This is a genomic window from Sphingomonas parva (ex Maeng et al. 2020), from assembly GCF_004564275.1.
GTDB classification, from domain to species: domain Bacteria; phylum Pseudomonadota; class Alphaproteobacteria; order Sphingomonadales; family Sphingomonadaceae; genus Allosphingosinicella; species Allosphingosinicella parva.
In genome coordinates this window covers 1-1,263 of the sequence record NZ_SPDV01000093.1, presented here as the reverse complement: position 1 = coordinate 1,263, position 1,263 = coordinate 1, and the positions used below count along the sequence as shown (strand labels likewise).

Annotated in this window: 1 protein-coding gene; it reads left to right on the top strand. The window is 67.8% G+C overall.

All coding sequences use genetic code 11. The features are described from left to right. Window positions 1-594 precede the first annotated feature (594 nt). Window positions 595-1,239 (top strand): YceI family protein, encoded by a 645-nt coding sequence (locus E2493_RS20525; protein WP_135090587.1) that lies wholly within the window; start codon window positions 595-597, stop codon window positions 1,237-1,239. Window positions 1,240-1,263: the final 24 nt, after the last annotated feature.

Here is a 1,263-nt window from a genome sequence, read left to right as displayed (position 1 = left end):
CCATAGCCGAAGGCGACGGCTGGTGGAGGGGCCTCGCCCCCGCCTGCAATTCTCCTGTTGTTTACAGGCGAGGCACCATCGCGGCCGATTCAATCCTCCCTGTCGCCGAAGGCGATGGGGAGGGGGACCAGGCGAAGCCTGGTGGAGGGGCCGGGAGCTGGGTCGGTCTTCCCGGCCCCTCCACCGCGCTACGCGCGGTCCCCCTCCCCATCCGCTTCGCGGACAGGGAGGATTCCGAACCTCGGCACCCTCGCGCCTGCAATCCTGCTGTTGTTTAGAGGCAAGGTCCGACCGCCCGCTCCTCCCGCAAGGGAATCGGTGTGCGACGCAGCCGCGCCTCTCGCCAGCGCCCTTCGCACAATTTGTGTAGCCTCGATGACCGCTCCACCTGCACTCCGCCTGTATTAACAGGAGGCGCAGGCTGCGACGCAGCACAGCCTGTGCCGTCCTGCTCCGCCTCCCACCATGGCAGGCGTTGCATGATCCGCAACACCGGGGTTCGCTCAATACGACTTCCCGCACCGGTTCGCGCGCCCTATCTCGGCCGTGCCATATCTCGCGCCGCAGGCCGGCGCCGTTCGCAAAGGAAGCATAATGCGCCGCACCACCCTTGCCCTCGTCCTCGCCTCGTCCGTGGTCGCGATCACCGCCGCCGGCCAGGCCGTCGACGCCACCGCCGCCACCGCCGCCATTGCCCAGGCCGCCGCCCCGGCCGCCCCCGCGGTCCGCTCGGGCGACTACAGGCTCGACAAGAGCCACGCCAAGATCGTCTGGGGCATCTCGCATTTCGGCTTCTCGACTTATTATGGCGAGTTCACGAGCTTCGACGCCGCGCTGCGCCTCGACGCCGCCAACCCGGCCGCCTCGTCGCTGAAGGCGACGATCGACATCGGCTCGGTCTCGACCAACGACGACAAGCTCGACGCCCATCTCAAGAACGCGGATTTCTTCGACGCCGCCAAATTCCCGACCGCGACCTATGTCTCGACCGCGGTCCACCGCACCGGCGCCACCACCGCGCACGTCGTCGGCAACCTCACCCTGCACGGCGTCACCCGCCCGGTCGACCTCAACGTCACCTTCAACGCCGCCGGCGAGAATTTCGCCAGGACCTATGTCGCCGGCTTCTCCGCCGAAGGCCTCATCAAGCGCAGCGACTTCGGCATGACCACCTACCTGCCCGGTCTCGGTGACGAGGTCAGCCTGAAGATCAGCGGCGAATTCAACCCGACGGCCTAAGGACGCCGCGGCGTCCTTAGGCCG